This window comes from Flavimobilis sp. BM9 (genome assembly GCF_058313055.1).
On sequence record NZ_JBZEMO010000002.1, the window covers coordinates 101,676 to 126,198 of the forward strand.

General features: G+C 71.8%; 20 protein-coding genes. 12 read left to right on the forward strand and 8 right to left on the reverse strand.

Annotated elements, in window-relative coordinates; all coding sequences use genetic code 11:
• The gene (locus AC4F3Q_RS04545) at positions 1-2,532 is read left to right on the forward strand and encodes a YhgE/Pip family protein (protein WP_491038925.1); all 2,532 of its coding nucleotides are present in this window, start codon (positions 1-3) and stop codon (positions 2,530-2,532) included.
• A 52-nt stretch (positions 2,533-2,584) separates the two neighbouring features.
• Complete coding sequence (locus AC4F3Q_RS04550) at positions 2,585-3,178, forward strand: TetR/AcrR family transcriptional regulator (protein ID WP_491038926.1); 594 nt, start codon at positions 2,585-2,587, stop codon at positions 3,176-3,178.
• A 19-nt stretch (positions 3,179-3,197) separates the two neighbouring features.
• Here AC4F3Q_RS04550 and AC4F3Q_RS04555 read toward each other — a convergent pair whose 3' ends face one another.
• The gene (locus AC4F3Q_RS04555) at positions 3,198-3,995 is read right to left on the reverse strand and encodes a nuclease-related domain-containing protein (protein WP_491038927.1); all 798 of its coding nucleotides are present in this window, start codon (positions 3,993-3,995) and stop codon (positions 3,198-3,200) included.
• 31 nt (positions 3,996-4,026) lie between these two features.
• On the opposite strand from AC4F3Q_RS04555, the gene AC4F3Q_RS04560 reads away from it, so the two are divergent.
• Positions 4,027-6,294, forward strand: a complete 2,268-nt coding sequence (locus AC4F3Q_RS04560; protein WP_491038928.1) for a thioredoxin domain-containing protein — start codon at positions 4,027-4,029, stop codon at positions 6,292-6,294.
• Between the two features lie 240 nt (positions 6,295-6,534).
• Positions 6,535-6,738 carry a cold-shock protein gene (locus AC4F3Q_RS04565; protein ID WP_168446581.1) on the forward strand — a complete coding sequence of 68 codons (204 nt, stop codon included), beginning with the start codon at positions 6,535-6,537 and terminating at the stop codon, positions 6,736-6,738.
• Positions 6,739-6,836: 98 nt separating this feature from the next.
• Here the strand turns inward: AC4F3Q_RS04565 and AC4F3Q_RS04570 are convergent, their stop codons facing one another.
• From AC4F3Q_RS04570 to AC4F3Q_RS04590, 5 genes are read right to left on the reverse strand one after another with little or no spacing between them, the layout of a single operon-like run.
• Positions 6,837-7,403 (reverse strand): CDP-alcohol phosphatidyltransferase family protein, encoded by a 567-nt coding sequence (locus AC4F3Q_RS04570; protein ID WP_491038929.1) that lies wholly within the window; start codon positions 7,401-7,403, stop codon positions 6,837-6,839.
• A gap of 42 nt (positions 7,404-7,445) precedes the next feature.
• Positions 7,446-8,510, reverse strand: coding sequence for a YihY/virulence factor BrkB family protein (locus AC4F3Q_RS04575; protein ID WP_491038930.1), 1,065 nt, complete (start codon positions 8,508-8,510; stop codon positions 7,446-7,448).
• A gap of 43 nt (positions 8,511-8,553) precedes the next feature.
• Entirely contained in the window at positions 8,554-11,601 is a 3,048-nt protein-coding gene (locus AC4F3Q_RS04580; protein ID WP_491038931.1) for an efflux RND transporter permease subunit, read from the reverse strand.
• Positions 11,602-11,648: 47 nt separating this feature from the next.
• Positions 11,649-12,323, reverse strand: a complete 675-nt coding sequence (locus AC4F3Q_RS04585) for a TetR/AcrR family transcriptional regulator (protein ID WP_491038932.1) — start codon at positions 12,321-12,323, stop codon at positions 11,649-11,651.
• Between the two features lie 57 nt (positions 12,324-12,380).
• The gene (locus tag AC4F3Q_RS04590) at positions 12,381-13,448 is read right to left on the reverse strand and encodes a threonine aldolase family protein (protein WP_491038933.1); all 1,068 of its coding nucleotides are present in this window, start codon (positions 13,446-13,448) and stop codon (positions 12,381-12,383) included.
• Positions 13,449-13,509: 61 nt separating this feature from the next.
• Between AC4F3Q_RS04590 and pnuC the strand changes: the two genes are divergently transcribed.
• Complete coding sequence (gene pnuC, locus AC4F3Q_RS04595; RefSeq protein ID WP_491038934.1) at positions 13,510-14,202, forward strand: nicotinamide riboside transporter PnuC; 693 nt, start codon at positions 13,510-13,512, stop codon at positions 14,200-14,202.
• A gap of 20 nt (positions 14,203-14,222) precedes the next feature.
• Here the strand turns inward: pnuC and AC4F3Q_RS04600 are convergent, their stop codons facing one another.
• Positions 14,223-15,818, reverse strand: coding sequence for an aspartate:alanine exchanger family transporter (locus AC4F3Q_RS04600; RefSeq protein ID WP_491038935.1), 1,596 nt, complete (start codon positions 15,816-15,818; stop codon positions 14,223-14,225).
• Between the two features lie 104 nt (positions 15,819-15,922).
• Positions 15,923-17,575: a methyl-accepting chemotaxis protein gene (locus AC4F3Q_RS04605; RefSeq protein ID WP_491038936.1), complete on the reverse strand. Its 1,653-nt coding sequence runs from the start codon at positions 17,573-17,575 to the stop codon at positions 15,923-15,925.
• A 183-nt stretch (positions 17,576-17,758) separates the two neighbouring features.
• Here AC4F3Q_RS04605 and AC4F3Q_RS04610 point away from each other — a divergent pair, with 183 nt between their 5' ends.
• The 7 genes from AC4F3Q_RS04610 to kdpC all read left to right on the forward strand — a co-directional run bounded on the left by AC4F3Q_RS04610 (position 17,759) and on the right by kdpC (position 24,515).
• Positions 17,759-18,307 (forward strand): type 1 glutamine amidotransferase domain-containing protein, encoded by a 549-nt coding sequence (locus AC4F3Q_RS04610; RefSeq protein WP_491038937.1) that lies wholly within the window; start codon positions 17,759-17,761, stop codon positions 18,305-18,307.
• A 6-nt stretch (positions 18,308-18,313) separates the two neighbouring features.
• Positions 18,314-18,580, forward strand: coding sequence for a DUF7218 family protein (locus AC4F3Q_RS04615; protein WP_491038938.1), 267 nt, complete (start codon positions 18,314-18,316; stop codon positions 18,578-18,580).
• Positions 18,581-18,585: 5 nt separating this feature from the next.
• Positions 18,586-19,566, forward strand: a complete 981-nt coding sequence (locus AC4F3Q_RS04620; RefSeq protein ID WP_491038939.1) for a DNA topoisomerase IB — start codon at positions 18,586-18,588, stop codon at positions 19,564-19,566.
• Positions 19,567-19,749: 183 nt separating this feature from the next.
• Positions 19,750-19,899 carry a hypothetical protein gene (locus tag AC4F3Q_RS04625; RefSeq protein WP_491038940.1) on the forward strand — a complete coding sequence of 50 codons (150 nt, stop codon included), beginning with the start codon at positions 19,750-19,752 and terminating at the stop codon, positions 19,897-19,899.
• A gap of 92 nt (positions 19,900-19,991) precedes the next feature.
• The gene (gene kdpA, locus AC4F3Q_RS04630; RefSeq protein ID WP_491038941.1) at positions 19,992-21,656 is read left to right on the forward strand and encodes a potassium-transporting ATPase subunit KdpA; all 1,665 of its coding nucleotides are present in this window, start codon (positions 19,992-19,994) and stop codon (positions 21,654-21,656) included.
• Positions 21,653-23,845: a potassium-transporting ATPase subunit KdpB gene (gene kdpB / locus AC4F3Q_RS04635; protein ID WP_491038942.1), complete on the forward strand. Its 2,193-nt coding sequence runs from the start codon at positions 21,653-21,655 to the stop codon at positions 23,843-23,845. Before kdpA ends, kdpB begins: the two co-directional genes overlap by 4 nt.
• A gap of 1 nt (position 23,846) precedes the next feature.
• The gene (gene kdpC / locus AC4F3Q_RS04640) at positions 23,847-24,515 is read left to right on the forward strand and encodes a potassium-transporting ATPase subunit KdpC (RefSeq protein WP_491038943.1); all 669 of its coding nucleotides are present in this window, start codon (positions 23,847-23,849) and stop codon (positions 24,513-24,515) included.
• Positions 24,516-24,523 lie beyond the last annotated feature (8 nt).

The following is a 24,523-nucleotide window of genomic DNA, read 5'->3' on the forward strand; positions in this document are numbered from 1 at the left end:
ATGATCTCTGCAGCAACGACAGGGAGCGAGCTCCGCCGGTTCCGCCGCGGCACGCTCCCCAAGGTCGCCGTCGGCGCCCTCATCCTCATCCCCCTGCTCTACGGCGCCCTGTACCTCTGGGCGTTCTGGGACCCGACCGGCAACATGGACCACCTGCCCGTCGCCCTCGTCAACGAGGACGTCGCCGCTCAGCGCGACGGCGAGGCGGTCGACGCCGGCACCCAGGTCGCCGACAAGCTCGTCGAGTCGGGCGACCTCGACTGGCGCCGGACGTCACGCGCCGACGCCCTCGCGGGCGTCGCCGACGGCGACTACTACTTCGCCGTGACGATCCCCGCCGACTTCTCCGAGACGATCGTCAGCGCCGGTGGGGACGCCCCCGCCCAGGCGCGCATCGACGTCACCTACAACGACGCCAACTCGTTCCTCGCGACGACCCTCGGCCGCTCGGCGATGGTCCAGGTCGAGTCCGCCGTCCGCGAAGAGATCGGCGCGCAGGCCGTCGACAAGGTCCTCGTCGGCCTCGGGTCCGCCCGCGACGGGTTCGCGACCGCGGCCGACGGCGCGATGACGCTCACCGAGGCGTCCGGCAAGCTCGCGGACGGCGCGTCGACCCTCGCCGCCGGAGCCGGGTCCGCGGCTGACGGCTCCGCCTCGCTCGCCAACGGTCTGCGCACGCTCGCGACCGGCGTCGGCTCCGCGCACCAGGGCGCGACCCGGCTCGACGCGGGCGCCCAGAAGGTCGACGCGGGCGCAGCCACCCTCGCGAGCGGTGCCACCGACCTCGCGGCCGGGACCACCACCCTCGCCCAGGGCGGCACCACGCTCGCCGACGGCGCAGGGAAGCTCTCCGCAGGTGCCGGCAAGCTCGCCGACGGGACGGGTGCGCTCGCGACCGGCGCGAGCACCCTCGCCACCGGGCTCGGCAGCGCTCACAGCGGCGCCCAGGATCTCGCGACGGGCGCCGCGTCCGCCGCCGACGGCGCCGACGCGCTCGCCACGGGCACCAAGGACCTCCAGGCGGGCACCGCTCGCCTGGCCGACGGCGCACACACCCTCGCGAGCGGCCTCGCCGCGTCCGCCGGCACGGTCGGCAGCCTCCCCCAGCAGCTCACCGACGTCGCGACCCTCCTGACGAAGAACACCGCGGTCCTCGAGGCGAGCGACCCGGGTGCGACCGACCCGCAGGTCCAGGGCCTCGTCGCCGCGAACAAGGCGGCTCTCACGAAGCTCTCCGCGATCGACGGCACAGCCCTCGTCGGGCGTCTCGAGGCAGCCGCCGAGGGGGCCGCCGCGATCGACGCGCAGCTCCACCCCGGCTCCGGCACCCCGACCCTGCGCGACGGCGTCGACCGCATCGCCGCGGGCGCCACGTCGCTCAGCACAGGGCTCGGCACCCTCGAGAAGGGTGCTGGCGCGCTCGCCGACGGCACCACGAAGCTGTCCGCGGGAGCGACCACGCTCGCGACGGGCGCGGCCACCGTCGACAAGGGCGCGACGCAGCTCGCGACGTCCTCGACGACGCTCAGCAAGGGCTCGGGCACCCTCTCGAAGGGCCTCCAGAGCGCCGCAGACGGCGCCGGGACGCTCTCCCAGGGCGCTGCGACGCTGAGCGGCGGCACGCACACGCTCGCGAACGGCACAGCCGACCTCGCCTCGGGCGCGGGCAAGCTCCTCGACGGCGCACGCACGGCCGCGACCGGCGCCGGCACGCTCGCGAACGGCACAGCACGACTGGCCGACGGCGCGGACCAGCTCGCCGACGGCACCACCCAGCTGCACGACGGCTCGGGTCAGCTCGCCGACGGCCTCGCCGGTGGCGCCGAGAAGATCCCCGACGACGACGCGACCCTGCGCGCCGAGCGCGCGGCCGTCGTCGCCGCGCCCGTCACGGTCGCCGACACCGACCTCGCGCAGGCCGAGGGCTTCGGGGAGGGCTTCGCGCCCTTCTTCCTGTCGCTCGCCCTGTTCGTCGGCGCGCTCATCACCTGGCTCGTGCTGCGCCCGGTGCCCCCGCGGGCGCTCGCAGCGCCCGTCTCCGGGTGGCGCATCGCGATCGCGGGCTACCTGCCCGGCCTGCTCATCGGTGCCGCCCAGGCAGGAGTGATGCTCTCCGTCGTCGCGCTGGGCCTCGGCATGGACCTCGCGAACGTCCCCGGGACGATCGCGTTCACCGTGCTCGTCGCCGCGACGTTCTTCGCGCTGCAGCAGGCGCTCCTCGCCCTCGCAGGGCCGGCGGCGGGCAAGGTGCTCATCCTCGCGCTGCTCATGCTGCAGCTCGCCGGCTCGGGCGGGACGTACCCCGTGCAGACGACCGCGTCGTTCTTCCAGGCGATCCACCCGTGGCTGCCCATGTCCTACGCGGTCCAGGGCCTGCGCCAGGTCATCACGGGCGGGGCCGACGGCCGCCTCGTGGCGAGCACGCTCGTGCTCGGCGGCGTGCTGCTCGGGTCGCTCGCGGTCACCGCGTGGCGTGCGGGCCGGATGCGCACGTGGACGCTCGACCGGCTGCACCCTGCGATCGCGCTGTGACACTCGCATGACCGGCTCGGCACGCCGTCGGCTCTCTGGGAGGATCGGACGCATGAACGACGCAGCGCCCCCCGCCCCGAGGGCCGACGGCCACGCCGCCCGACGCCGCGGGACCCGCGCTCAGGTGATCGAGGCCGCCGTGCGGCTCGTCGCCGAGCGCGGGTTCTCCGCGACCTCGGTCGACGACATCGCGCTCGCCGCGGGCGTCGCCAAGGGCAGCGTCTACTACAACTTCGGCTCCAAGTCGGACATCCTCGAGGCTGCGCTCACCGAGGGCGGCGAGCGCCTCCAGGCGACCATCAGCGCGGCGCGCGGCGACCTGCGCGGGCGGGAGGCTCTCGCTGCGGTGGTGGGGGCGCTGCTCACGGCCATGCAGGCCAACCCGGACTTCGCGAAGCTCATGGCCGCCGAGGTGTTCCGCGTCGAACGCGTGTGGCAGGAGACCATCGGCGCGCTGCGCTCGGTGACGATCGCGACGTTCGCCGAGGTGATCAGCGAGATCTCGCCCGACGAAGACACGTCCCTCGTCGGGGCGGCGACGTTCGGTGCGGTGCTCGTCGCAGGCCTGGAGTGGTTGCTGTTCCAGCCGGGACGTCCCGTCGAGGATGTGCGCGCGAGCGTGCTGCGCCTCACCGCGGGGCTCTAGGCCTCCCGCGCGGGGCGCGTCAGCCGAACAGGCGGCCGAGGGTGTCGATGTGGAGGAACGCGACGAGCGCGGCCCCGAACCAGACCGCGGGCCACACGCCCGAGCCGCGGCGGGCACGCGACGGTGCGGCCCGCTCGACGACCGGCGCGGGAGCGCCGAGGTCGCTGCGCGGTGAGGCGGGCGTGACGAACGTCGGGACGATGGGGACCTGACCCGTCGACGGCGGGGTGATCGTCGTCATCTGCAGGTGCAGCTCGGTCGGCTCCTTGAGGGAGCGGGTGCGGCGCGGCGCCTCCAGCGCGGAGGACGTCGACACGTCCGGGGTGCGCGCGACGAGCAGCTCGAGCAGGAGGCACGCGGCCTCGTCCGCGCGCTGCGCGTCGAGCCGTGCGGGCAGGCCCAGCACCCACTTCTCGAGACCGACCTCACCGATGACGTCGGCGGGGCCGACAGCGGTCGGAGCGAGGCCCTGGTAGGCGAGCGAGACGACGGCGCGCACCGACGTGCGCAGGTCCGCCGGGAGGAGCGCGGAGATGTGGGCGGCGGTCATGCCAACGTGCTCGACCGCCTCGTCCTTGACCGCTCCGTCGAGGCGGAGCGCGCCACGCTCGACAGCGACCTCGCCCAGCCAGCGGGCGCTCTCGACGACGACGATGCCGCCCGGGCCCACGAAGATCCGGTCGATACGACCGCCGAGGTCGTCGGGACGGCGCAGGTCACGCAGCACGGTCCAGCTGTGACGGCCCAGCACGCGGTTGCGGTGGGCCGCAGGCGTGTGCGTCCCCACCAGACCGGACGCGCTGTTGATATCCGTCATGCCCTCTAGATCGGCCGGTCACCGTCGGAAGATGAGCCGTTACGGCGACGACTTCCGCGAGGTCACGCCCGACGTCGACGTGCACGCCGTGGCGCGAGCGTTCGGGACGCCCGCCCGCTCCCGCGCCGGCGGACTCCCTCGGCACGAGCGCACGTCCCGGGCAAGAATGGGAGGACGACCAGCAAGGGAGGCTGCAGTGCCCAACCGTCTCGTGTCCGCGCTCTCCCCCTACCTGCGCCAGCACGCGGACAACCCGGTGGACTGGTGGGAGTGGTCCGACGAGGCGTTCGCCGAGGCACGTCGCCGCGACGTCCCCGTGCTGCTGTCGGTCGGCTACGCGGCGTGCCACTGGTGCCACGTCATGGCGCACGAGTCGTTCGAGGACGACGCGACCGCCGCGCAGATGAACGACGGCTTCGTCTGCATCAAGGTCGACCGCGAGGAACGGCCTGACGTCGACGCGGTGCACATGGCTGCGCTCGTCGCGATCACCCGCCAGGGCGGCTGGCCCATGACCGTGTTCCTCACCCCCGATGGCGCGCCCTTCCACGCGGGGACGTACTTCCCGCCCGTCCCGGTACGGGGTGTCCCCTCGTTCCGGCAGGTGCTCGCCGCGGTCATGGAGTCGTGGCAGGAACGCCGGGACGACGTCGCGCGGCAGGCGGCCTCGCTCGTCGCGTACCTGCGGGCCGGGGCCGAGCAGGAGGGGGGCGCGTACGCGACGCCGGTCGGGTTCGACGGCGGGTCGGTCGCGCCGTCGGCCCAGGAGCTCGCCGGGGCCGTGGCCGTGCTTCTCGCGGACCGCGACGAGCAGAACGGCGGATTCGGGGACGCACCGAAGTTCCCGCCGTCGATGACGCTCGAGCACCTTCTCCGCCACCACGCGCGCACGGGCGACACGTTGGCGCTCGCCACGGCCCGCGCGACCGCGGCAGCCATGGCGTCGGGCGGGCTCTACGACCAGCTCGGCGGGGGCTTCGCCCGGTACTCCGTCGACGCGACGTGGACCGTGCCGCACTTCGAGAAGATGCTCTACGACAACGCCCAGCTCGTCGGGGTGTACGCGCGGCTGTGGCGTGCGACGGGGGACGTGTGGGCACGCCGGGTCGCCCTCGAGACAGCGGGGTTCATGACGCGGGAGATGCTCGCGAGCGGAGGTTTCGCCGCGTCGCTCGACGCCGACACGGACGGCGTCGAGGGACGCTTCTACGTGTGGACCCCTGACGAGATCGCGGAGGCGCTCGCCGGCACCCCGGACCCCGACGACGCCGCGTGGGTCGCCCGCACGTGCGGCGTCACGTCGATGGGCACGTTCGAGGAGGGCGCGTCCGTGCTGCGCCTGCACCCCGATGCGTTCACGGCGGCTCCCCCGCCCGGCGAGGAGCCCGAGCTCGTCGACGCCGACCGCGGCGCTCGCTGGGCCCGGCTCAGGCCGGTCCTGCGGGCCGCGCGGGCGCAGCGCACGCCGCCAGGACGCGACGAGAAGATCGTCACGGCGTGGAACGGTCTCGCGATCAGCTCGTTCGCGGAAGCGGGTCGCATCCTCGACGCGCCCCATCTCGTCGAGGTCGCCGAGGCGGTCGCGGACCATGTCGTCACGCACCACGTGCGCGACGGGCGGCTGCGCCGCGCGTCCCTCGGCGACCGGCTCGCCGACGCGGACGGGACTCTCGAGGACTACGCGCTGCTCGCCGACAGCCTGCTCACGCTGTTCGCGGCGACCGGCGACGCCCGCTGGTTCACGACGGCGCGATCGCTCGTCGAGTCGGCGCTCGACCTGTTCGTCGACGGCGGTCGCGTGTACGACTCGGCCGCCGAGGTCGACGGACCGCCGCTGTTCGTGCGGGCGGGCGACCCGAGCGACAACGCGAGCCCGTCGGGGCGGTCCGCGCTCGCCGGTGCGCTCGTGCGGCTGGGCGCGATGACGGGCGACCTGGGGTACCGCGTCGCGGCGGACCTGACGCTCGCGCCCTATCGCGCGCTCGCGATCGGGGCACCACGCTTCGCCGGCTGGGGGCTCGCGGTCGCGGAGGCGCTCCTCGACGGTCCGCGCGAGGTCGTGATCGTGGGGGACGACGACCCGCGCGAGCTTGCCTCCGGGCCGCTCGCCATGGCTGCGTGGGCCGCGCACGCGCCGGGGATCGTCATCGTCGTCGGCAACCCGGACGGGCCGGTGCCCGTGCTCGCGGGACGCACCGCGATCGGGGGCCAGCCGACCGCCTACGTGTGTCGAGGCTCGATGTGCTCCCTGCCGCTCACGTCGGCGGCGAGCCTGGCTGCGCACCTCGCTGGCGAGTGAGGCGAGCCGTCGCGGGCGCGGGGGTGAGGGCTCGGATCACAGCACGGTAAAACTGCCGAGAACATCTCGCGCAAAGGGTGATCTTGGCTCTAGTATGCCGAGGTAGTTGCTGTGCCTCGCTCGTCTTCACTGCAATGGTCATTCCATTGCGATCTTGATCCTCAGGAGTGGACGCCGAAACACCGCGACGGAAGGGCCCCGAAGGGCGGGGCCGTCCGAGCACTCTGAAGGAGTATTGGAATGACTGTTGGTACCGTGAAGTGGTTCAACGCTGAGAAGGGCTTCGGCTTCATCGCCCCCGAGGACGGCAGCGCTGACGTGTTCGCCCACTACTCGGCGATCCAGTCGAGCGGCTACCGCTCGCTGGACGAGAACCAGAAGGTCGAGTTCGACGTCACGCAGGGCCCGAAGGGCCCGCAGGCGGAGAACATCCGCCCGCTGTGATCCCGCGGGCCGTCGTCTGACGGAACGCACGAACGCCCCCGGTCCTCGGACCGGGGGCGTTGGTCGTGCTCGGGGCTCTCGTCGTTCTCGGGCGACGCTCAGTCGGCGGCGGGCTCGACCTGCGGGCGGTACACGAGGTGCCACGCCTGCCACGCGTACGACACCGCGGCGGCCGTGTGACCGAGGCAGCCAGCGGCGCTGATCAGGTACGCGACCGTCCACAGCGGCCCACCCTGGTCGGAGGACGCGAGCAGCAGCAGCGGCAGGCCGACCATGAGCAGCGCCGTGCGCGCCTTGCCGAGGAAGTTCACCTCGAGCTCGGGCAGCGGGAAGCGCTTGGTCACGAGCAGGAACAGCATCCCGCAGGCGAGCACGACGTCGGGCACGACGACGAGGGCGAGCATCCACCAGGGCGCGCTGCCCGTGACGGCGAGCGTGATGATGACGGCGCCCATCCCGAGCCGGTCCGCGAGCGGGTCGAGCGTCTTGCCCAGCTCGGACACCTGGTCCCAGCGCCTCGCGATGAACCCGTCGGCCCAGTCGGTGATACCGAGGACGACGAGGGTCACGACTGCGGCCGTGACCCGTCCCTGCGCCGCGAGCACCACGAACAGGGGAGTCAGCACGACCAGCCGGACGATCGTGATGATGTTGGGGATGGTCACGGGCCAAGCCTATGCCCCGCAGCCAGGCGCCGAGGCGGCCCCTCAGGGGTCGGACGGCGCGGGCTCCTGCGCGATCTCGGCAGCCTCGGCCTCGAGCTCGCGCTCCTTCTCGGCACGCTTCTGGATCGCGCGGGTGTCGCGGAGCCGCACGATGACGTCCCGCTCGGCGGGCAGGCCGAGCCGCAGCTGTCGCGCGCGACGCAGCTCGACGTCGAGCTCGATGCCGAACAGGAGGGCCAGGTTGCCGATCCACAGGGCGAGCATGAAGACGACGAAACCTGCGAGCGCCCCGTAGGTCGCGTCGTAGCTCGAGAACTTCGAGACGTAGAGGCTGAACGCTCCGGTCGCGAGGACCCAGGCGAGGATCGCGGTCGCTGCGCCGGGCGACAGCCAGCGGCGCTTCTCGTGGCGCACGTTCGGCGTCGCGAGGTAGAGCAGCGCCACGACGAGGACCGCGAGGGCGGCGACGACAGGCCAGCGCAGGACGGACCAGACGGTCGCGAGCGTGTCCGCCTCGCCGACGAGGCCGCCGACGGCCCGCACGACGTCGCCCGACGCGACCAGCGTCACCGCGATGAGCGCGACCATGACGAGCAGGGCGAGGGTCACGCCGTACATCGTGGGGCGGAGCTTCCAGACGGGGCGCCCTTCCTCGACGCCGTACACGCGGTTCGCTGCGCGCGAGAACGCCGTCACGTAGGCGGACGCGGACCACAGGGCCGTCACGAGACCGAGGACGAGCCCCCACCCGGCGGCCGACGACGTCGCGACCTCCTCGAGCACCGGGCGCAGCGTCTCGACCGCCTCGGCCGAGCCGAGGTCCTCGATCACGCCGAACAGGTCGTCGAGCACGGACTGCGGGTTGGCGAGGACGCCGAGGATCGACACGAGCGCGACGATCGCCGGCACGATCGCGAGCACCGAGTAGTAGACGAGCGCCGCCGCGAGGTCGGTGCACTGGTCCGTCATGAACTCGCGGACGGCCCGCACGACGGCGTACCGCACTGTCGTGCGGCGCGACACGTCTGCGCCCTCCTGCTCCTTGTGGTGCGTACGGGTGGCCCGGGTGTCGTCGGCCGGCGAGGCCTCGGCGCTGCTCGGTGTCATCCCACGATCATCACCGGGCGTCCGAGGCCCCGCACGCCGAGAGTCAGACCTCCTGGACGCGCGTCGCGCCGCGCGAGCCGATCGACTCGACGAGGTGGTAGAGCGCCGGGAGCACGAGCAGCGTCATGAGCGTCGAGGAGAACAGTCCACCGATCACGACGATCGCGAGCGGCTGCGAGATGAACCCGCCGTGCCCCGTGATGCCGATCGCCATGGGTGCGAGCGCGAGGATCGTCGCGAACGCCGTCATGAGGATGGGCTGCACACGGTGGACGGCGCCGCGGTGCAGCGCCTCCGTCATCGGTACGCCGCGGTCGCGGTACTGCTTGACGAGGTCGATCAGCACGATCGCGTTCGTCACGACGATGCCGATGAGCATCAGCACGCCGATGAGCGACGGGACGCCGAGGGCGATGCCCGTCGCGACCTGGAGCAGGACGGCGCCGGTCGCCGCGAACGGGATCGACACGAGCAGCAGGAACGGGTGCAGGAGCGACCGGAAGGTCGCGACCATGACGACGTACACGATGAGGATCGCGACGAGCATCGCGAGCCCGAGCTGCGAGAACGCCTCGTTCTGCTCGGCCGTGACGCCGCCGATCTCCGCGGTCACGCCGTCGGGCAGCTCGACCTTGTCGAGCGCGTCGCCGACGACGGTCGCGGTCTGTCCCAGGTCGTCGGTGAGGGGCGTGACGGTGACGAGCTGGTTGCGCACGCCGTTGGACGTCGTGATCGCGACGGGGCCGTCCTCGACGGTGACCTCGGCGACGTCACCGACCGTGAGACCCCCCGGCTCGACGGCGAGCGCGCGGATCGCGTCGACGGACGCCGGCGGGTCCTGGGGCGTGAGGTAGACGCTCACGGACGAGCCGTCGATCGTCACGGCGCCGATCTGCTGCGGCGTGATCATGCCGGCGACGGCCTGCGCGACCTGCGCCTCGCTCAGCTGGAGCTGGGCGAGCAGCGCACGGTCGAGCACGACCGACACGGTCGGGCGGGCGGTCGTGAGCGACGTCGCGACCTGCTCGACCTCGTCGAGGGGGCGCATCGCCTCGGCGATCGTCTCGGTCGCCTTCGCGACGTCCTTCGGGTCGGCGCCCTTGACGGCGATCTCGACGTCGGAGCTCATGCCCATGCCCGCGAACTGCGAGATCGTCACGTCCTCCTCGGGGACGATCGCCGTGATGGCCGCGCGCACGTCCTCCTGGATCTTGGCCTGGTCGCCGTCGGCGTCGGTCGTCAGCGACCACGAGATGGACTCGGTACCGCCGGAGAGGAGCGCAGAGCTCTCGGTCGAGCCGATCGTCGCAGCGACGAGCTCGACGCCGTCGACCGCGCGCAGCGCCTCGTCGACCTTGCGCGCCTCGTCGAGCTGGTCGTCGAGAGCGGTGCCCGGCGCGACGGCCTGCGTGATGCCGAGCGAGTTCTGCGACATGTCACCGAGGAAGCTCGTCTTGAGCAGCGGCGTGACCGCGCCCGTGCCGACGAGCACGAGGACGGCGATGCCGACCGTGATCCACCGGTGCGACAGCACCCACGTCAGGAGGCGGCCGTAGCTGCGCTGGATCAGTCCGGGGGCCTCAGCGGTGTCGCTCAGGTCGTCGGCCGCGGCGGGCTCGGTCTCGCTCGTGCCGTGGCCCTTCCACCTGAGGAACCAGTACGCGAGGACGGGCACGATCGTCAGCGCGACGAGCAGCGAGGCGCCCATCGCGATCGCGACCGTGAACGCGAACGGGCGGAACAGCACGCCCGCCATGCCGCCGACGAGCGCGATCGGCAGGAACACCGCGACGGTCGTCACGGTCGACGCGGTGATCGCGCCGGCGACCTCGCGCACCGCGTCGACGATCGTCGCGCGCCTGGTCTTGCCGTAGCGCATGTGCCGCTCGACGTTCTCGATGACGACGATCGAGTCGTCGACGATGCGGCCGATCGCGATCGTCAGGCCACCGAGCGACAGGATGTTGAGGGTGTAGCCCGCGGCCTGCATGCCGACGAACGCGACGAGCAGCGAGACGGGGATCGACACGGCCGTCACGAGGGTCGCGCGGCCGGAGCGCAGGAACGCGAGGATGACGATGACGGCCATGACGAGGCCGAGGAGGCCCTCCGTCGCGAGGCTGTTGATGGACTCCTCGATGAACGGTGCCTGGTCGACGAGGACGGAGAACGTCGCGCCCGCGACCATCTCCTCGAGCCCCGGGAGCGCGTCACGGACGGCGTGCGAGACCTCGACAGTGTTGGCGTCGGGCAGCTTCGTCACGGAGAGCGTGAGCGCTTCCTTGCCGTCGACGAGCGAGTAGGACGACGTCGGATCGGTCGTCATCTCGACGTCGGCGACGTCGGCGAGGGTCGCCGGGCCGAGCGGGAGCGCCGCGACGTCCTCGACCGAGGACAGCCGCTGCCCGACCTGGACGGCCATGGTCGAGCCGCCCTCGTCGATCGTGCCGGCGGGCACGAGCACTCCGTTCTGCGCGAGGACGGTCGCGACCTGCTGCGCCGAGACGTTGTAGGCAGCCATGTCCTCGAGCCGCGGCGTCACCGCGATGCGAGGCCCGGGGGCACCGATGATGCTCGCGGCCGCGACGCCGTCGAGCCGCTCGAGCTCAGGGACGACGACGTCCGCGAGACGCCCGGCGAGCGCCTCCGTGTCGTCGGCGGAGACGGCGACCTGGATGACCGGGAAGTCGTCGAGGCTGATCGCGAGCACGCTCGGGTCGACGTTCTCGGGGAGGAACGAGCTGATCCGGCCGAGGGCCTGGGTCATCTTCTGCTCGACCTTGGCCGTCTCCGTGCCGAACTCGAACTCGGCGAGGACGACGGACATGCCGGTCGACGACGTCGACGTCGTGCCGAGGAGGCCCGGCACGGTCTGGAGCGCCTTCTCGACGGGCGCGGTGACGTCGGACGCGACGACCTCGACCGACGCACCCGGGTGCGCGGTGAGGACCGCGAGCTGGGGCACCTCGATCGAGGGGATGAGCTCCTGCTTGAGCGAGGTGAACGCGAGACCGCCGAACACGGCGACGACCACCGTGACGAGCGCGATGAGCGCCCGGTTCTTGAGGCTGAAGAGTGAGAGCTTGTGCACGGGAGCCTGTTTCTCTGGTGGGTGTCGGCTGCGGTCGGTGTGACGGGTCAGGAGTCGCTGCGGCGTTCGGAGAAGCCGTGGCGCAGGTGGGTGAACGCTTCCGCGACGAGCTCGCTGAGCTGCGCCCGCAGCTCGGGCGTCACCGCGGGCGGGACGGGTGCAGGGTCGGCGTCCGGACCGAGGCAGCCGAGGTTCTCGACGCCGTCGGCGACGACGACGTGCAGCGCGCCGGAGAGCAGCCCGATGACCGCCCCCACGAACAGGTGGACGCGCACGCTGCCGAAGCGTTCTCCGAGCGCGTCCTGCGCGAGCGCGGCGCGGTACGCCTGCATGCGGGCGTGCGCCGTCGACTCGAGGACGCGGTGCTCGTGCGCGACGATCGCGAGCGCCCGGACGTCGTCGAGCACGGGGCCGTTGATGATGCCGAGGACGTAGGCCTCGGAGGCGTCGATGACGTCGTCGAACGAGGTGGGGACGTGCGTCTCGTCGAGGTCGGTGAGGACGGCGGCGTGCGCGAGGAAGCCGTCGACGACGGCCTCGGGCTTGCCTGCGTAGTGGTTGGCGAACGTGCGCCGCGAGTATCCGGCGTCAGCGGCGATGTCGTCGATCGTCACCGCGTCGTAGCCGCGCTCGCGCACGAGCGTGTACGCGGCGATGGCGAGCTCTCGTGCGGTCGCGCGCTTCTTCGCCTCGCGCAGGCCGCTCACGGTGGGGGTGGGCACCGCGCGAGCATATGTTGTTGGTTGCCCGTCAGGCAACGTTGCCCATCGGGCAACGGATCAGCCGGCCGCGACAGCCGCCTCGAGAGCACCGAGGAGAGCGTCGACATCGTCCTCGACCGCGTCGAACCCGCACATCAGCCGCACCACGCCCGGCTCCCCCGGCCAGTCGTAGAACACGAAACCTGACCGCAGCTCCGCCGCGACCCCCGCAGGCAGCTCGACGAACACTCCGTTGACCTCGCTCGGGTACACCGGCACCACGCCCGGGAGCAGCCCCGCCGCGACACGCTCGTCGATCCCCGCCCGCAGCCGCGCCGCCATCGCGTTCGCCGCACGCGCGTTGCGCAACCACAGGTCACCGTCGAACAGGGCGAGGAGCTGCGCCGCGACGAAGCGCGACTTGCTCGCGAGCTGCATCCCGCTCATCCGCAGCCGCCGCACCCCCTCGGCGACCTCCGCGCCGCGCGGCGACGCCGCATCGAGGACCACGACGGCCTCCGCCGCGAGCGCCCCGTTCTTCGTGCCGCCCAAGGAGAGCAGGTCCACCCCGACGTCGGTCGTCAACGCACGCAGCGGCAGGTCGAGCGCCGCAGCCGCGTTCGCGATCCTGGCACCGTCGACGTGCAGCAGCAGCCCGTGGGCGTGCGCCTGCTCCGCGAGCTCCGCGACCTGCGTCGGCGAGTAGAGCGTCCCGAGCTCGGTGGCCTGCGTGATCGAGACGACCGCCGGCTCCGCGCGGTGCACGTCGTCGCGACCCGCGAGCATCGGCGCGACCAGCTCGGGCGTCAGCCTCCCCTCCGGCGCGTCGACCGGGAGGAGCTTGAGCCCCGCGACCTTCTCAGGAGCGCCACCCTCGTCGCCCACGACGTGCGCCGTGCGCGCGCACACGACCGCACCCCAGCGCGGGACCGCGGCGGACAACCCCAGCACGTTCGCGCCCGTGCCCGTGAGCACGGGGAACGCGCGGGCGCTCTCGCCGAGGTGCCCCCGCAAGACCTCGTCGAGGCGGGCCGTCCACGGGTCGTCGCCGTACGCGGGGGCCCGGCCGACGTTCGCCTCCGCGACCGCGGCGAGCACCTCCGGGTGGATCCCGGCGTGGTTGTCAGAGCCGAAGCTGATCGTCATCGGACCAGTCAAGCACCGCGCAGACCTATCCTGAGACCCCCGACGCGACTGGAGCGCACGCGTGAGCTTCTTCTCGTGGCTGTTCGACGCCACGTTCACCGTCGGCGACCAGGTCGTGCTGTGGCGCGAGGTCGTCGGCAACCTCTTCGGCCTCGCCTCCGCCCTCGGCGGCATGCGCCGCCGCGTGTGGGCATGGCCCGTCGGCATCGTCGGCAACGTCCTGCTGTTCACCGTCTTCCTCGGCGCCGTGTTCGGCACCCCCGACGCGACGAACCTGCTCGGCCAGGCCGGCCGCCAGGTCATGTTCGTCATCGTGTCCGTGTACGGCTGGACGACCTGGCGGGCAGCGCGCACGGCAGCCCGGACGGCCGCCGCGTCGGACGCGACCGTCGACGCGACGGCGGACGGGCAGATCGTCCCGACGTGGGCGGGCGGACGCCAGCGCGCACTCCTCGTCGTCGCCGCCGTCGCCGGCACGCTCGTCTTCACGCCGATCTTCCGGAGCCTCGGCTCGTACGAGCCGGTGTGGGCCGACGCGTGGATCTTCGTCGGCTCCGTCCTGGCGACCTACGGCATGGCCCGCGGCTGGGTCGAGTTCTGGCTCGTGTGGGTCGCGGTCGATCTCGTGGGCGTGCCGCTCCTGCTGTCCGCCGGCTACTGGGCGACCGCGTCGATGTACGTGTTCTACGGCGCGTTCACGCTCGCCGGCTTCTTCGTCTGGTGGCGCGCCTCGCGCACCGTGCCTGCGGCATAGCCGCAGCCCACGAGCCCCGGCTACGCGAGCGAGCCGAGCAGCCCGCCCAGGACGATCTTCGTGATCATCGCAGCGGGGTAGACGAGCGCGTAGCCGAGCGCGACGCGCGAGTCGAAGCCCGTGCGGTGGTTCGCGAACGCCAGGACCGCGGGCTGCGTCTGCGTCCCGGCGAGCATGCCGGACAGCGACGTCCCGCCCACCTTGAAGAGTCGGCGCATGACGACCCACAGCCCGAGCGCGACGACCGTCGTCACGGCCGCGCCGAGCGCAGCGATGCGGATCCACTCGCCCGACGCGAACGCGGGCGCGATCTGCCCGCCCGCGACGAGACCCGCCTGCGCGAGGAACACGAGCAGACCCAGCTCGGACAACGTCTGCGCCGCGGTGAACGGCATCGTCGTGACGACCGGGCCGATCCGGCCGATCCGGCCGAGCACCAGCCCGACGACGAGGGTGCCCGCGGCGGCACCGATCGTGACGTGCTGGCCGGGGATCGGCAGGACGACGAGGCCGAGCAGCACACCGAGGGACATCCCGACGCCGAGCGCGACAGGGTTGATGTCGGAGAATCCGCGCGACGAGTCGCCGAACAGGTTCGTGACCTTGTCCATGACGCCGCGCGGCGCGATCACGCGGATGCGGTCGCCGAGCTGGATCACCTGGTCCTCGTGCGCGACGGCGTCGACGTCGCCGCGGCGCAGGCGAGTCACGCTCGCCTCGTACTGGTGCTGCAGGTCGAGCTCGCGCAGCGTGCGACCCGCGACGCGCGGGTTGGAGACGGTGACACGACGCATCGCGAGGTAGCGCGTGTCGCGGGCGAGGTGGTGCGACGACGTGTGGCCGAGCATCGTCGTGATCTTGTTGACGAGGCTCTCCGGCCCGACGACCGTGACGACGTCGTCCTTGACCAGGACGTCCTCGGTCCCGGCAGCGCGCGGCGGCGCCTCCTCGGAGCCGCTGCGCAGGCGCGCGAAGGAGATCTGGCCGCCGAACAGGTCGGTCAGCTCGCGCAGCGACTGGCCCGTCGCGGTCTCGACGCGCACCGCGCGCTCGACGAGCGGCGGCGGCGAGTCGGTGTCGGAGCTGCGCCCGCGCAGGACGAGCATCGCGACGACGAGCATGCCGACGACGCCGAACACGTACGCGACGGCATAGCCGACGGTCGGGGCCGTCTGGTCCCCTGCGGCGTCGCGCGCCGCCGCGAGGGCCGGGGTGTTGGTCACGGCGCCGGCGAACGTCCCCGCGACCGTGGCGGGTGACAGGTCGAGCACCGCGCCGAGGCAGACGGCGACGAGCGCGCCCGTGCACAGCACGCCCATCATCGAGGCGATGAGCCGCAGGCTCTTGCGCAGGGACGCGAAGAACTCGGCGCCCGAGACCACGCCGACCGTGAAGGTGAACAGGGTCAGGCCGAGCGTGCCGAACGCTGGCGGGACGACGAGCTCGACGTCGTGCGCCGAGCCGAGCCCGCCGAACACGAGCGCGAGGAAGAGCACGGCTGCCGCGCCGAGACCGACCCCCTTGACCGTGACGTGGCCGACGGCGGCGCCCAGCCCCACGACGAGGAACAGCAGGAGCACGGGATGCTCAGCGAGCAGCTCCAGCACAGCAGACATGCGACACCTCACCCTGAGCGGACGGACCCGACTCCACCTCACACCAGGCCAGGGTCGTTCCACATGGGACCCAAGGCCCCTTCAAGGCCTGGTCAAAGCCCAGTTCAGTAACGGAACTGCATCACCTTGTCGCGCAGGTCGCTCGCCATGCGGGCGAGCTCCGTCGTCGCGCTCGTCATGTGCGACACGGTGATGCTCGACTGCTCGGACGCCGTCGCGACGCTCGTGATGTTCTGCGCGATCTCCGCAGACCCTGTCGCGGCCTCCACGACGGACCGGCTCATCTCGTTCGTCGTGGCCGTCTGCTCCTCGACCGCGGACGCGATCGTCAGCTGGAAGTCGTTGATCGAGGACACGATCGACGTGATCTCGCTGATCGCACCGATCGCTCCGTCCGTGTCGGTCTGGATGGCCTCGACGCGCCGCGCGATGTCCTCGGTCGCACGCGCCGTCTCCTGAGCGAGCTCCTTGACCTCGCCCGCGACGACCGCGAAGCCCTTCCCGGCCTCCCCAGCACGCGCAGCCTCGATGGTCGCGTTGAGCGCGAGGAGGTTCGTCTGCTCGGCGATCGACGTGATCGCCCGCACGACGGCGCTGATCTCCTGGCTCGACTCCCCCAGCCGTGCCACGGTCGCGCTCGTGGTCTCGGCGACGTCCGTCGCTCGGGCGGCGACGCGGGCGGCCTCGGAGGCGTTCTGCGCGATCTCTCGGATCGAGGCGCCCATCTGCTCGGCGCCCGCAGCTGCAGCCTGCACGTTGCGGCTCACCTGCTCCGCCGCAGCGGCGACGACCCCGGCCTGCGTCGACGACTCCTGGGCGCCTGCGGCGACCTGCTCGCCCGACGCACCCAGCTCCTCGACGGCGGAGGCGACGGTCACGGTCGTCTCGCCGACGCCCGCGAGGATCTCGGCGAGCGAGCTGCGCGCGACGTTGAGCAGCGCGGCGGTCTCGCCGAGCTCGTCGCGCGTCGTCTCGTCAGCGGCGACCGTGAGGTCGCCGTCGGCCATCGCGGCGATCGCCGCGCGCAGGCCTGCGATGGACCGCCGCACCGACCGCAAGATGCGCAGTGCGAGCACACCGAGGAAGACGAGCGCGGTCACGATCATGACGATGACGATGTTGGTCGAACGCTGCGCGTCGCTCTCCGCGTCCTGCGCGATCGTGTCGATCCATCCGGTCGTCTCGGCCGCGAGAGCGTCGAGCTGCGCCACATAGTCGTCGATCATCGGCTGCAGCGACTTCGTGAGGAATGCCGTGTACTCCTCGGGGGTCCCGTCGAGCGCGACGGGCATCATGCGCGCGTCCCGGACGTCGAGGAACTTCTGGTAGTCCTCGCGGAACGTCGCCCAGCTCGGCATCTGCCCCGCGAGCGCAGCCTCGAGCTGTGCGATCGAGGCGTCGATCTCGGCGTCGTTCGCCCCGAGCTTCGTCACCCACTCCTGCTTTGCCTCGGGCGTGCCTGCCGCGGCGACCTGGGCGATGATCATGCGGCCCTTGATCTGGTTCTGGTGGAGCATGTTCAGCGGCTGCATCACCATCGAGTTCGCTGTGGCGACCGACCCGGTGGCAGCCGAGAGCCGGCCCATGAGCACGACCGCGAGCACGCCGACGACGAGGACGCCGATGACGCCGACGGCAGCGAGCATTCGCAGCCGGAAGGCGATCGACCTGCCCCGGCCCACGGCCCGGGACGCCATCGTGCTGTCGGGCGGTGCGACCTTCCCCGCAGGGTTCGGTGTCTGGGTCGATCGGCTCATGGTGGCTCCTATTGCCGCATGGTGGTGTTTCTCTCACCGTCCAGATCGGCGGTCTCGCACACCTGTTGAGCGCTCCCGCGGCTCAGGGCCGTCCGCTCCTGGTTGCGAGCCCCGTACGGCCGTGCACACGATGGTCGAGATGCCTGCCCACCCGGCGGGCGCACGTACCGAGAGGAGCGCCACATGTCACACCTCACCGGCAAGAAGGTCGCTTTCGTCGCCGTGGACGGCTTCGAGGACTCCGAGCTGACGAGCCCGTGGGAGGCGGTCACCGAGCACGGCGCGGTCGCCGAGCTCGTCTCGACGGACAGCGGCACGATCACCGGCAAGAACGGGCACGAGGCCAGCGTCGACGTCACGACGTCGGACGCTGACCCCGCCTCGTACGACGCGCTCGTCCTGCCGGGCGGCGTCGTCAACTCCGACACGGTCCGCACGGACGAGAAGGCCGTCAGCTTCGTGCGGCAGTTCTTCGCGGACGGCAAGCCCGTCGGCGTCATCTGCCACGGTGCCTGGATCCTGGCGGACGCGGACGTCCTGGGCGGGCGCACGATCACCTCGTACCCGAGCCTGCGCACCGACCTGGTGAACGCGGGCGCGACCTGGGTCGACGAGGAGGTCGTGGTGGACCAGGGTCTCGTCTCGAGCCGCACTCCCGACGACCTGCCGGCGTTCAACGCCAAGGTCGTCGAGGAGATCGGCGAGGGTCGTCACGCCGGCCAGACGGTCTGAGCCGACATGCCCAGGTCGCGCACCAGGTCGCTCAAGGACCCGGAGATGTACGAGGCGCTCCGTGAGGACGGTGCCTCGAAGGAGAAGGCGGCGCGCATCTCCAACGCGGCGGCTGCCCAGGGCCGGTCGAAGGTCGGTCAAAAGGGTGGCGACGCGGAGAGCTACGAGGACCGCACGGTCCCCGAGCTGCGCGCGCGTGCCAAGGAGCTGGGCCTGAGCGGGTACTCGTCCCTGCGCAAGGCTGAGCTCGTCGACCTGCTGCGCGACCACTGACGGCCGTGCCCCGCGTCCGCGGCCTCGTCCGGGCCCGCACCTCCGGACCTGGATGGACCCGCCGCCGCGCGGGGCGCGGCTTCGTCTATGTCGACGAGGACGGCGCGCGCATCGAGGACCCCGAGGTGGTCGAGCGCCTCAAGGCGCTCGTGCTGCCGCCCGCGTGGCGCGCCGTCTGGTTCGCGCCCGACCCGCGGTCCCACATCCTCGCGACGGGGGTCGACGACGCGGGGCGGCGTCAGTACGTCTACCACCCGAGGTGGGTCGAGGCGCACGACCGCGCGAAGCACGCGCGGACGCTCGAGCTCGCGGAGAGGCTGCCGCAGGTGCGTCGTCGCGTGACGCGCGACCTTCGCGCCGAGCCGGGCAGCCTCGAGCGCGCCCTCGCGGTCGCGGTGCGGCTCGTCGACTCGACGCACCTGCGCGTCGGGAGCGAGCGGCACACGGCTGCGACCGGGAACCGTGGGCTCACGACGCTGCTGTGTCAGCACGTGCGTGTCGAGGAGGGCGTCGTGACGCTCGAGTTCCGCGGCAAGAGCGGTCAGGTGTGGCACACCCGGACGGTCGACGAGGACCTGGCCGACGCGGTCGCGTCTCTCCTCGAGCGGCGGTCGCCGCGAGCGCGCCTGCTCGCGCGTCGTGAGGGCCGGTCGTGGCGGCCCGTGCGTGCGTCGGACGTCAACCGGTATATCCAGGAGATCAGCGGGACGACGTGCACCGCGAAGGACTTCCGGACGCTGCACGGCTCGATCATCGCGGCGCGCGAGCTCGCGCGGATCGGGTGGTCGCCGGACGAGCGGGAGCGGACGCGGACCGTCCGGGCTGCGGTGGTGCGCACGTCGGAGCTGCTGGGGAACACGCCCGCGGTCGCGAAGAGCAGCTATATCGACCCGGCGATCCTCGACCGCTTCCACGCGAACGAGCTGATCGACCTGCATCGCGGGGACGCGAACGCCTACCTCACGCTCATGCGCGGGGGCGACTGAGGCCACCACAAGCGGCGGGAGCGTCAGGAACCCGTCAGGAGTGCGCCCCACCCCGTCAAGAACACGTCAACACCTCGTGCCGGAGCGCGGAGGAGGACTAGACCAGAGCCGTGCACCACTGTGCACCGACCGCGCCTGCCGACAGCAGGCTTCGTCGAACCGACTCCCGAAGGCGTGGCTCTCATGGCCGACATGGTCTACATCCTGCTCAGCGTCGCGTTCTTCGCGACCGTGGCGATCGTCGCAAGACGCGTCGACGCCTGGACGGTCCCGGGCGTCACCGTCACGCGGAACGCACCGACCCGCGCCGCGGACAAGGCCGACGTCCGATGAGGGCCGAGGACGCGGTCGCGCTCGTCGCCGCGATCATGCTGCTCGGGTATCTCTTCCGCGGGCTCCTGCGCGCTGGCCGAGGACTCTGAGACATGGGCGGCACCTGGACAGCCCTCGCCCAGATCGGCGTGCTCGTGGTCGTCCTCTCGGCCGTGCACGTCCCGCTGGGCGACTACCTCGCGCGCGTCTTCACCTCGCCGCGACACCTGCGGGTCGAGCGGGCCGTATACCGCGTCATGCGGGTCGACGCCGACGCCGACCAGCGCTGGACCGCCTACCTGCTGTCGCTGCTCGGGTTCTCCCTGGCGTCGGTTCTGGTGCTGTTCGGCCTGGCACGGCTCCAGGGAGTGCTGCCGATGAGCGTTGGGACACAAGGACTCGATCCAGCGGGGGCGTGGAACACCGCGGTCTCGTTCGCGACCAACACCAACTGGCAGTGGTACGCCGGCGAGGCCGCTGCCGGCCACCTGCTCCAGATGGCCGGGCTCACCGTGCAGAACTTTGTGTCGGCTGCGGTGGGCATCTCGGTGGCGGTGGCCATGATCCGCGGTCTCCGGCGCTCAGGGACGGACGGACGGGTCGGCAACTTCTGGTCCGACCTGACCCGGACGTGCGTGCGGGCGCTCCTACCGCTGGCGTTCGTCGGCGCCCTCGCGCTCGTCGCGACCGGCGTGATCCAGAACTTCGACCCGCACACGGTGACACGGACGCTGACGGGCGGCTCGCAGCACCTCCTGGGCGGCCCGGTTGCCTCCCAGGAGGCGATCAAGCTGCTCGGCACGAACGGAGGTGGTTTCTTCAACGCCAACTCGGCGCACCCCCTGGAGAACCCGACCCCTGTGAGCAACCTTCTCGAGGTCCTCCTGCTCCTGATCATCCCCTTCTCGCTCCCTCGGACATTCGGGGTGATGGTCGGCGACCGCCGCCAGGGTGTCGCCATCGTCTCCGTCATGGGGACGCTGTTCCTCGCTGGCACCGCGCTGCTCACCTGGGCGGAGCTGGCAGGACCCGGACTCGTGCCGCAGGCAGCGGGTGGGGCCCTCGAGGGCAAGGAGGTGCGCTTCGGCGCCGCCGGGTCCGCGCTGTTCGCGGCAGCCACGACCGGCACCTCGACCGGTGCCGTCAACTCCATGCACGACTCCCTCACAGCTCCTGGTGGAGGTGTCGCAGCCTTCGGCATGCTGCTCGGTGAGGTCTCCCCGGGCGGTGTCGGCTCAGGGCTCTACGGCATGCTGGTCCTCGCGATCGTCACGGTGTTCATCGCCGGGCTCATGGTCGGCCGGACGCCCGAGTACCTGGGCAAGAAGATCGGCCGTCAGGAGATGGCGCTCGTCGCCCTCTACATCCTGACGGTCCCCATGCTCGTGCTCGTGGGAACAGGCCTCGCTGTGGCGTTGCCGGCGGGGCAGGCAGGCATCCAGGAGAGCGGGCCGCACGGCCTCACTGAAGTGCTGTACGCCGTCACCTCCGCAAGCAACAACAACGGTTCAGCGTTCGCGGGGCTCACCACCAGCACGCCGTTCTACAACACCCTCCTGGGCGTGTGCATGCTCGCGGGGCGGTTCGTTCCGGTCGCACTCGTCCTGGCACTTGCCGGACGTCTCTCCTCGCAGCGCTCGGTCCCTGCGACCTCCGGCACGCTGCCCACCCACGAGCCGCTCTTCGCCAGCATGCTTGCCGGCGTGGCACTCATCGTGGTCGGTCTCACGTTCATCCCTGTCCTGTCCCTAGGTCCCGTCGTGGAGTCGCTGTCATGAGTGCACCGGTACTGACCCGGCTCGGTGGTTCCACCGCCGCGAAGATCCCGCCCGAAACCCACCGTCCCGTGTTGACCGGGGCGCAGGTGCGCGCCGCGCTCCCCGGGGCGCTCCGCAAGCTCGACCCGCGGCAGCTCGCTGAGTCCCCGGTCATCCTCGTCGTCGAGATCGGGGCTGCTGCCTCGACAGTCCTCGCCGCCGTGAGCCCGTCAGCCTTCGCGGTAGCCATCGTCGTGTGGCTCTGGGCGACCGTCCTGTTCGCCACGCTCGCAGAGTCGGTCGCAGAGAGCCGGGGCAAGGCGCAGGCCTCGAGTCTTCGGGCGACGCAGAAGCAGACGACGGCGCGGCGGATCTCCGAGCCGCTCGAGCGTTCTCGGCACGACGGGCCACTGATCCTCGGTTCCACCGACGAGGTGCCGTCGGCGACGCTCCGCGTCGGGGACGTCGTCATCGTGCGTGCCGGCGAGATCATCCCTGGTGACGGCGATGTCATCGAAGGTGCTGCCGCCGTCGACGAGTCCGCCATCACGGGCGAGTCCGCGCCGGTCGTCCGGGAGTCCGGAGGGGACCGCTCAGCAGTCACGGGTGGCACCGTCGTGCTCTCGGACACCATCGCCGTCCGGATCTCAGCGGCTGCCGGCTCGACGTTCGTCGACAGGATGATCACGCTCGTCGAAGGTTCCGACCGCCAGCGCACACCCAACGAGATCGCCCTCAACATCCTGCTTTCCTCGCTCACGATCATCTTCCTGCTCGCGGTCGCGACCCTCCAGCCGTTCGCGGTGTACTCGGGCGCACGCCTGCCGCTCCTCGTACTCATCGCCCTCCTCGTGTGTCTCGTCCCGACGACGATCGGGGCTCTGCTGTCGGCGATCGGCATCGCCGGGATGGACCGGCTCGTGCAGCGCAACGTCTTGGCCATGTCCGGTCGCGCCGTCGAGGCAGCTGGAGACGTCGACGTGCTCCTCCTCGACAAGACGGGGACCATCACATACGGCAACCGCCAGGCGAAGGCTTTGCTGCCAGCGCCGGGCATCTCCGTCGAGGAGCTCGCAGCGTCAGCACGCCTGGCGTCCCTCGCGGACGAGACCCCCGAGGGGCGGAGCGTCGTCGACCTGGTCGACGACGGCTGGGCGGAAGAACCGGCCGAAGGACCGACCGGGGGGCAGAGCGAGCGGCCGTCCACCCGGACGGGCCCCTTGCCAGCGGGCGCCGTGCTCGTCCCGTTCAGCGCGACCACCCGCATGAGCGGCGTCGACCTCCCTGCGCCCGACGGGCGCGCCGATCCCGCCGTGAGCATCCGCAAGGGGGCCGCGAGCGCGGTAGGTGCGTGGGTGCGCTCGACCGGAGGTAGCACGCCCAATCAGGTGCAGGCTCTCGTCGACGAGGTGAGCACCACGGGCGGCACCCCGCTCGTCGTTGCGGTGCAGAGGGGTGCTTCTCCGGCACGGGCCCTCGGGGTGGTCCACCTCAAGGACGTCGTCAAGGACGGCCTCAGGGCGCGCTTCGACGAGCTACGCGCGATGGGCATCCGCACGGTCATGGTCACCGGCGACAACGCGATCACCGCCAAGGCGATCGGTGCCGAGGCTGGCGTCGACGAGGTGCTCGCCGAAGCGACCCCCGAGGACAAGCTCTCCCTCATCCGCCGGGAGCAGGCGGCTGGTCACCTTGTCGCGATGGCTGGGGACGGTACCAACGACGCCCCAGCCCTCGCGCAGGCGGACGTCGGCGTCGCGATGAACACCGGCACGACCGCCGCCAAGGAGGCGGGCAACATGGTCGATCTCGACTCGGACCCCACCAAGCTCATCGAGATCGTGCGGATCGGCAAGCAGCTGCTCATCACACGCGGCGCACTGACGACGTTCTCGATCGCCAACGACGTGGCGAAGTACTTCGCCATCTTGCCCGCGATGTTCGTGGCCGTGTTCCCCCAGCTCGGCGCTCTCGACATCATGCGGCTGTCCAGCCCCGAGTCGGCGATCTTGTCAGCCGTCGTGTTCAACGCCCTCATCATCGTCGCCCTGATCCCGCTCTCGCTGCAGGGAGCGGCCTACCGGCCCGCCCCCGCCTCGTCGATGCTCCGACGCAACCTCCTCGTCTACGGGCTCGGCGGGCTCATCGCCCCGTTCGTGGGCATCAAGATCCTCGACCTCCTGATCTCCCTCCTCCCCTGGATCGGCTGACATGGTTCACGACAAGGGCTCCGGCCCGCGCTCCTCCGCCTCGCGCAGCCGCGGCCTGCGGCGCAGCATCGTCGCGTTCGCCCGGCAGAGCCTCGCCGGTCTGCGCGCGCTCGTCGTGCTCACCGTCGCGCTCGGCGCCCTCTACCCGCTCGCGGTGGTCGCCGTCGGGCAGCTCGCGTTCCCGTGGCAGGCGAACGGATCGCTCGTCACAGCGCAGGGCGAGCGCACGACGACCCGCACGGAAGCCGTCGGCTCGCTCCTGATCTCCCAGGCGTCCGACGGCGCCGAGTGGTTCCACCCGCGCCCCTCGGCTGCTGGCGACGGCTACGACACCCTCGCCTCAGGCGGGTCGAACCTCGGCCCGCTCAACCGTGAGCTGCTCGCGACGGTGCAGGACAGACGGCGCGCCGTGGTGGAGGCTGATGGCGCCGCTCCGGGGGACGTGCCGGCCGACGCGCTGACCGCCTCGGGATCGGGGCTGGACCCGCACGTCTCGCCCGCCTACGCCCTGCAGCAGGTGTCCCGCGTGGCGGCGGCTCGCGGACTGCCGGTTGCTTCGGTGCGGGCACTCGTCGTCGACCGCACGACCGCCCGCGACCTCGGCATCCTCGGCGAACCTCGCGTCAACGTGCTCGAGCTGAACCTCGCGCTGGGCATGATGTCCTCATGAGAGGTGCG